Below are 7760 nucleotides of genomic sequence, written 5' to 3'. Positions count from 1 at the left end.
GTTTAGGATGAAAGCATTCCGCTGGCAGCTTAAGCAATTGCTGAATCGAGACTTGAGTGTGCAAGAGCAACCCTAGTGTTCGGTGAATATCCAAGGTACGCTTGTAGAATCCTTCTTCAACAATCAGATAGATGTCAGACGCATGGCTTTCAAAAACCACTTTTTTAATAATTTGTGTGCTTAAATGGTAAGGAATACTCCCAACAATTTTATACCTCTGTTTGTTAGGGAATTGAAACTGTAGAATATCTTGGTGAATTAAAGTGACACGAATGTTCAGTTTTAATTTTTCTGACGATAAGTTGAATAGATGACTGTCTAATTCAATAGACGTTACCTGTTTACTTATTTTAGCCAGTTTCGTCGTTAAATGCCCTTTACCTGTTCCAATTTCGTAAACGGTATCGGTTTCTTTTAAATTCAATTGTTTTATTATTTGGTTGAGTACTTTTTCACTCGTTAAAAAGTTTTGAGAATATTTTATATTTTTGTTCATGTAATTACTCCTGAAGTGATTACATCTGTAAATAAATACAGAAGTTAAACGATTTGTTTGTAATTTTAGTTATCTGTTTAAAAAGTCATAAGATTAGTCACTGGTAGGAATTAATCTAACGTATTTATTTATCTGCGTAATCACTGTTTTTAGTCTGTTTCAAAACAGTAGATGTTTTATCTACATTACGCATTTGGAATACCAACATGACGAATCCCTCCTTCTTAATTACAAATTTTTAGCATCTAATTTAACTTCAATTCCTATTATACACAAAATTTTAAGATACTGCACTATCAACACACTCTTAAGTTTGCTTCGGGGATCAACATATTAGATATCGTGGTGTTCAAAAACGCTACCTCATGATCCTGCAATGATATAACTTTATCTTGCAAATCCTTTACGACATCAGTAGATGGCGCCGCTGTAAATAGTATCCCCAGCATCAATAGTTCCCCCTGATTATATAAATTCAGACGAATACTATTATCCATTATTTTTTTATTAAGGTAAATTAATATTTTACCTATTAAAGGAGGGACGATTTAAGTATGGACGTGATGTTTGGTCAAGGTGGGAACATAAATTTTAATTACATTGGAACATATTGTGGACAAGCATCTAATTCATAATCCCCACTTTCCAAGCATGAAAGTCCCTTATACCATCAATTATTCAATAAAATATCCCTATCATAAACCTGTCCCGCGCGACGGTTCAAATACTCCTTTATGATAAAATAAAGATATAAAGAGACGAGATGAGGGAGAAATTTGACGGCTAATAAAAAAAAGATTGTAAATAAACCAACTGTTGTGGCAAAACTTCCACAAATCATTATAGATACATATAACTTGACTTGCACTTCTAACGATGTAAAAATGTTTCCCGGATTTATAAAGCACGTAAAGAAACAACATCCTGGTATTTATGAAAAATATTCATCGCACATAAAAGATATCGTTGAACACCCCGACTATGTCGGGCAAAATCCTAAAGAACCTAATAGCGTTGAATTGGTAAAGATTTTAAATGACCATATACTAATTGCTATAAAGTTGGACCCAAGCGGTTATTTGTTCTTATCAACTATGTTCGATCTAAAAAACGGTCCTGCGAAAATCCAAAGACGATTGAATAGTGGACGTTTAATTGCTTACAAAGACCTGTTAAGCTAACGGGGAGTTTACTAAAATATAAGAACATGGTATACTACCTGTAGAAAGTAACATAATAATGATATAGGATCTTTGAGGTGGGAAAGGTTCCCCACGCGCTTATCTAACCGCCGTTCTCAAGCATTTGATTGGCTAGGTAAGTTACCAGAGATGTAGGATACGCCGCCCTACCAACGATCCTATGTACGGTAAGCCATCCGTTTTTTACGGATGGCTTTTTATATTGACTTTTTCATCGCTAATGGTTACTTTTCTATCAAACGACACCGAAAGGCGATGATTATTGTGTTAAAAAACCCAATATTATAACATCCACTAATGGATAATCTTACTTTTAGTAAGTAGGTTGCCTAGTGAAATACAATAATTCCAACATTGGGCCTTAATACATATTAATTAGTTTTAACCCTCTCACTATAAAAGAGTTAAATATGACTCCGCAACCTCTTTAATATCACTATTACATTTTGTAACAACATTATTACTTTCATCCTCTGTACCATTAACAAATAAATGAGGATTCTTTACCATAAAGTCTAACAATAGATCAATAAACCGCTGCCTTTGTTCTCTAGCCATTTCCTTTCTCATAGAGAACCACTCCCCTATCTTTCACTATTCTTTTAATTTCATCTTGTCTTTCACTTGATTTAAACAGCTCTGGATTCTTCCTCAATCCCCCACTATCTTAGTTAATGGTAGTTGCTTCAGTACTCTACATTTTTTGCTAATCGAGGTTAAAATCCTTCAAATCCCTTGACTTTAAGGTCTTAAGGTTTTCATACTGGCGAGTTTGTTAGGAAATCTGAATGTAGTTTTGGGCATAGTAACCCCTGTTGAAAATTTACGAGGTTAAAACGCCCACTCATTCGTACTGGCTTAGATGCCGAGGTCTCGAATTGAGATTGGTTGCATTGACGACAAACGGTTATAGCTTACAAAACTACTATACCGTCCGTATATAGCTTATTGGCATTGTATTGCGCCGTACGGTGCGTTTCTCACGCCCAACACCGTTCCCTTTCGGGTGATTCGCTATATAACCCGCATATCCTTGTAATAAAGCTAGCTTGTACAAGAATAGCCGTGAATCAGTGTCATGATCGCCGCTTACGAGTAACTGTTTAACTCCAGTCGCACAATCATGTCTTATTTTGAACCCCCAACACTTTTTGCCGCTAACGTCTTGGTTATCATCATTATTAGGATTTACATCCCGTAGGCTTGTTTTATGCAAGGCTTGTGTCCTTTACCTCGCTTACGTCAGACAGTTGAATGCAACGACAACTGATATCCGAGTGTACTCTCCTGCATTGGCTACACTAGACCATCTTTTTAAAGTGGTAGCTTCCACTGGAACGGAACACAAAAAGGGCGTTCTCTATATCTAAACGCCCTGTACATTTACAAGACTTCTAGGTATAGAAAACGCCCTTTTATATCCGTTTTATTATGTATATGACAATGCTAGTAATTACTAGTTGAAATATTCGTAGAGTAACGGTACAATAGGTGTATCTAATAAGCCTTGTTCGCGAAAACAAGGCAAATAACTTATTTGAAGTTGGCGCCTCTTATAAGTCGAAGTCCTGTATGGCTGTACAGGATTAAGTCATTCTCGCTAAAGGTTGGTAGCCAATAGCATATGAGAGTGGCTTTTTTCATTTCCGTTCTATTAAGTTACTGCTAATTTTACCGCTATGTTTCTATTAAATCAACGAAAATTTGATAAGGTTCACCAGAAACATTAATATTTGCGACATAAAACTCACTCTCCAACTTTGGAGGATGGATTATTGAAGCATTTATCAGGGTTATTGTCTCATGAGCGGATACATATTTGAATGTATTTAGAAAAATAAACAAATAGGGGTTCCGCGCACATTTCCCCGAAAAGTGCCACCTGACGTCTAAGAAACCATTATTATCATGACATTAACCTATAAAAATAGGCGTATCACGAGGCCCTTTCGTCTCGCGCGTTTCGGTGATGACGGTGAAAACCTCTGACACATGCAGCTCCCGGAGACGGTCACAGCTTGTCTGTAAGCGGATGCCGGGAGCAGACAAGCCCGTCAGGGCGCGTCAGCGGGTGTTGGCGGGTGTCGGGGCTGGCTTAACTATGCGGCATCAGAGCAGATTGTACTGAGAGTGCACCATATGCGGTGTGAAATACCGCACAGATGCGTAAGGAGAAAATACCGCATCAGGCGCCATTCGCCATTCAGGCTGCGCAACTGTTGGGAAGGGCGATCGGTGCGGGCCTCTTCGCTATTACGCCAGCTGGCGAAAGGGGGATGTGCTGCAAGGCGATTAAGTTGGGTAACGCCAGGGTTTTCCCAGTCACGACGTTGTAAAACGACGGCCAGTGAATTCCATTTGAGGTGATAGGTAAGATTATACCGAGGTATGAAAACGAGAATTGGACCTTTACAGAATTACTCTATGAAGCGCCATATTTAAAAAGCTACCAAGACGAAGAGGATGAAGAGGATGAGGAGGCAGATTGCCTTGAATATATTGACAATACTGATAAGATAATATATCTTTTATATAGAAGATATCGCCGTATGTAAGGATTTCAGGGGGCAAGGCATAGGCAGCGCGCTTATCAATATATCTATAGAATGGGCAAAGCATAAAAACTTGCATGGACTAATGCTTGAAACCCAGGACAATAACCTTATAGCTTGTAAATTCTATCATAATTGTGGTTTCAAAATCGGCTCCGTCGATACTATGTTATACGCCAACTTTGAAAACAACTTTGAAAAAGCTGTTTTCTGGTATTTAAGGTTTTAGAATGCAAGGAACAGTGAATTGGAGTTCGTCTTGTTATAATTAGCTTCTTGGGGTCTAGAGAAAGGAGGTTTATTAAAATGAGTAAAGGAGAAGAACTTTTCACTGGAGTTGTCCCAATTCTTGTTGAATTAGATGGTGATGTTAATGGGCACAAATTTTCTGTCAGTGGAGAGGGTGAAGGTGATGCAACATACGGAAAACTTACCCTTAAATTTATTTGCACTACTGGAAAACTACCTGTTCCATGGCCAACACTTGTCACTACTTTCGGTTATGGTGTTCAATGCTTTGCGAGATACCCAGATCATATGAAACAGCATGACTTTTTCAAGAGTGCCATGCCCGAAGGTTATGTACAGGAAAGAACTATATTTTTCAAAGATGACGGGAACTACAAGACACGTGCTGAAGTCAAGTTTGAAGGTGATACCCTTGTTAATAGAATCGAGTTAAAAGGTATTGATTTTAAAGAAGATGGAAACATTCTTGGACACAAATTGGAATACAACTATAACTCACACAATGTATACATCATGGCAGACAAACAAAAGAATGGAATCAAAGTTAACTTCAAAATTAGACACAACATTGAAGATGGAAGCGTTCAACTAGCAGACCATTATCAACAAAATACTCCAATTGGCGATGGCCCTGTCCTTTTACCAGACAACCATTACCTGTCCACACAATCTGCCCTTTCGAAAGATCCCAACGAAAAGAGAGACCACATGGTCCTTCTTGAGTTTGTAACAGCTGCTGGGATTACACATGGCATGGATGAACTATACAAATAAAAGCTTGGCGTAATCATGGTCATAGCTGTTTCCTGTGTGAAATTGTTATCCGCTCACAATTCCACACAACATACGAGCCGGAAGCATAAAGTGTAAAGCCTGGGGTGCCTAATGAGTGAGCTAACTCACATTAATTGCGTTGCGCTCACTGCCCGCTTTCCAGTCGGGAAACCTGTCGTGCCAGCTGCATTAATGAATCGGCCAACGCGCGGGGAGAGGCGGTTTGCGTATTGGGCGCTCTTCCGCTTCCTCGCTCACTGACTCGCTGCGCTCGGTCGTTCGGCTGCGGCGAGCGGTATCAGCTCACTCAAAGGCGGTAATACGGTTATCCACAGAATCAGGGGATAACGCAGGAAAGAACATGTGAGCAAAAGGCCAGCAAAAGGCCAGGAACCGTAAAAAGGCCGCGTTGCTGGCGTTTTTCCATAGGCTCCGCCCCCCTGACGAGCATCACAAAAATCGACGCTCAAGTCAGAGGTGGCGAAACCCGACAGGACTATAAAGATACCAGGCGTTTCCCCCTGGAAGCTCCCTCGTGCGCTCTCCTGTTCCGACCCTGCCGCTTACCGGATACCTGTCCGCCTTTCTCCCTTCGGGAAGCGTGGCGCTTTCTCATAGCTCACGCTGTAGGTATCTCAGTTCGGTGTAGGTCGTTCGCTCCAAGCTGGGCTGTGTGCACGAACCCCCCGTTCAGCCCGACCGCTGCGCCTTATCCGGTAACTATCGTCTTGAGTCCAACCCGGTAAGACACGACTTATCGCCACTGGCAGCAGCCACTGGTAACAGGATTAGCAGAGCGAGGTATGTAGGCGGTGCTACAGAGTTCTTGAAGTGGTGGCCTAACTACGGCTACACTAGAAGAACAGTATTTGGTATCTGCGCTCTGCTGAAGCCAGTTACCTTCGGAAAAAGAGTTGGTAGCTCTTGATCCGGCAAACAAACCACCGCTGGTAGCGGTGGTTTTTTTGTTTGCAAGCAGCAGATTACGCGCAGAAAAAAAGGATCTCAAGAAGATCCTTTGATCTTTTCTACGGGGTCTGACGCTCAGTGGAACGAAAACTCACGTTAAGGGATTTTGGTCATGAGATTATCAAAAAGGATCTTCACCTAGATCCTTTTAAATTAAAAATGAAGTTTTAAATCAATCTAAAGTATATATGAGTAAACTTGGTCTGACAGTTACCAATGCTTAATCAGTGAGGCACCTATCTCAGCGATCTGTCTATTTCGTTCATCCATAGTTGCCTGACTCCCCGTCGTGTAGATAACTACGATACGGGAGGGCTTACCATCTGGCCCCAGTGCTGCAATGATACCGCGAGACCCACGCTCACCGGCTCCAGATTTATCAGCAATAAACCAGCCAGCCGGAAGGGCCGAGCGCAGAAGTGGTCCTGCAACTTTATCCGCCTCCATCCAGTCTATTAATTGTTGCCGGGAAGCTAGAGTAAGTAGTTCGCCAGTTAATAGTTTGCGCAACGTTGTTGCCATTGCTACAGGCATCGTGGTGTCACGCTCGTCGTTTGGTATGGCTTCATTCAGCTCCGGTTCCCAACGATCAAGGCGAGTTACATGATCCCCCATGTTGTGCAAAAAAGCGGTTAGCTCCTTCGGTCCTCCGATCGTTGTCAGAAGTAAGTTGGCCGCAGTGTTATCACTCATGGTTATGGCAGCACTGCATAATTCTCTTACTGTCATGCCATCCGTAAGATGCTTTTCTGTGACTGGTGAGTACTCAACCAAGTCATTCTGAGAATAGTGTATGCGGCGACCGAGTTGCTCTTGCCCGGCGTCAATACGGGATAATACCGCGCCACATAGCAGAACTTTAAAAGTGCTCATCATTGGAAAACGTTCTTCGGGGCGAAAACTCTCAAGGATCTTACCGCTGTTGAGATCCAGTTCGATGTAACCCACTCGTGCACCCAACTGATCTTCAGCATCTTTTACTTTCACCAGCGTTTCTGGGTGAGCAAAAACAGGAAGGCAAAATGCCGCAAAAAAGGGAATAAGGGCGACACGGAAATGTTGAATACTCATACTCTTCCTTTTTCAATGTACCCCAAATTCCCCGTAGGCGCTAGGGACCTCTTTAGCTTCTTGGAAGCTGTCAGTAGTATATCTAATAATTTATCTCCATTCCCTTTAGTAACGTGTAACTTTCCAAATTTAAAAAAGCGACTCATAGAATTATTTCCTCCCGTTAAATAATAGATAACTATTAAAAATAGACAATACTTGCTCATAAGTAATGGTACTTAAATTGTTTACTTTGGCGTGTTTCATTGCTTGATGAAACTGATTTTTAGTAAACAGTTGACGATATTCTCGATTGACCCATTTTGAAACAAAGTACGTATATAGCTTCCAATATTTATCTGGAACATCTGTGGTATGGCGGGTAAGTTTTATTAAGACACTGTTTACTTTTGGTTTAGGATGAAAGCATTCCGCTGGCAGCTTAAGCAATTGCTGAATCGAGACTTG

7 protein-coding genes and 2 pseudogenes are annotated in these 7760 nt (G+C 41.0%); 3 read left to right on the top strand and 6 right to left on the bottom strand.

Annotated elements, in window-relative coordinates:
- Together CQ064_RS32460 and CQ064_RS32455 are read right to left on the bottom strand one after the other, a co-directional pair.
- Positions 1-496, bottom strand: a 496-nt coding sequence (locus CQ064_RS32460) for an rRNA adenine N-6-methyltransferase family protein (RefSeq protein WP_105559734.1), incomplete at its 3' end; no start/stop codon positions are given.
- Positions 497-620: 124 nt separating this feature from the next.
- Positions 621-704 (bottom strand): 23S rRNA methyltransferase attenuation leader peptide, encoded by an 84-nt coding sequence (locus CQ064_RS32455; protein WP_001814874.1) that lies wholly within the window; start codon positions 702-704, stop codon positions 621-623.
- A 568-nt stretch (positions 705-1272) separates the two neighbouring features.
- On the opposite strand from CQ064_RS32455, the gene CQ064_RS32440 reads away from it, so the two are divergent.
- A complete protein-coding gene (locus tag CQ064_RS32440; RefSeq protein ID WP_000126335.1) occupies positions 1273-1677 on the top strand; it encodes a PBECR3 domain-containing polyvalent protein in 405 nt (134 codons plus the stop codon).
- A gap of 414 nt (positions 1678-2091) precedes the next feature.
- Here CQ064_RS32440 and CQ064_RS33855 read toward each other — a convergent pair whose 3' ends face one another.
- Positions 2092-2268 (bottom strand): hypothetical protein, encoded by a 177-nt coding sequence (locus CQ064_RS33855; protein WP_003319293.1) that lies wholly within the window; start codon positions 2266-2268, stop codon positions 2092-2094.
- A 1619-nt stretch (positions 2269-3887) separates the two neighbouring features.
- Positions 3888-4088 (bottom strand): annotated as a pseudogene (locus tag CQ064_RS33850) (hypothetical protein); the annotation flags it as partial.
- Between CQ064_RS33850 and CQ064_RS32425 the strand changes: the two are divergent.
- Together CQ064_RS32425 and CQ064_RS32420 are read left to right on the top strand one after the other, a co-directional pair.
- Positions 4050-4479, top strand: a pseudogene (locus tag CQ064_RS32425) (GNAT family N-acetyltransferase). The pseudogenes CQ064_RS33850 and CQ064_RS32425 overlap by 39 nt on opposite strands.
- 77 nt (positions 4480-4556) lie before the next feature.
- Complete coding sequence (locus CQ064_RS32420; protein WP_012569506.1) at positions 4557-5273, top strand: green fluorescent protein; 717 nt, start codon at positions 4557-4559, stop codon at positions 5271-5273.
- Between the two features lie 1179 nt (positions 5274-6452).
- Here CQ064_RS32420 and CQ064_RS32405 read toward each other — a convergent pair.
- Positions 6453-7313 (bottom strand): broad-spectrum class A beta-lactamase TEM-116, encoded by an 861-nt coding sequence (locus CQ064_RS32405; protein WP_000027050.1) that lies wholly within the window; start codon positions 7311-7313, stop codon positions 6453-6455.
- A 150-nt stretch (positions 7314-7463) separates the two neighbouring features.
- Positions 7464-7760: rRNA adenine N-6-methyltransferase family protein (locus CQ064_RS32395; protein ID WP_219845035.1), on the bottom strand; the 297-nt coding region annotated here is incomplete at its 5' end.

Source organism: Bacillus sp. MYb78 (genome assembly GCF_002975115.1).
GTDB classification, from domain to species: Bacteria; Bacillota; Bacilli; order Bacillales; family Bacillaceae_G; genus Bacillus_A; species Bacillus_A cereus.
This window is presented reverse-complemented; position numbering and strand designations above follow the sequence as displayed.

Bases quoted from the DNA above. Each gene is read 5' to 3' on its own strand.
- CQ064_RS32455 (WP_001814874.1), bottom strand. From the start codon at position 704: ATGTTGGTATTCCAAATGCGTAATGTAGATAAAACATCTACTGTTTTG.
- CQ064_RS33855 (WP_003319293.1), bottom strand. From the start codon at position 2,268: ATGAGAAAGGAAATGGCTAGAGAACAAAGGCAGCGGTTTATTGATCTA.
- CQ064_RS32420 (WP_012569506.1), top strand. From the start codon at position 4,557: ATGAGTAAAGGAGAAGAACTTTTCACTGGAGTTGTCCCAATTCTTGTT.
- CQ064_RS32405 (WP_000027050.1), bottom strand. From the start codon at position 7,313: ATGAGTATTCAACATTTCCGTGTCGCCCTTATTCCCTTTTTTGCGGCA.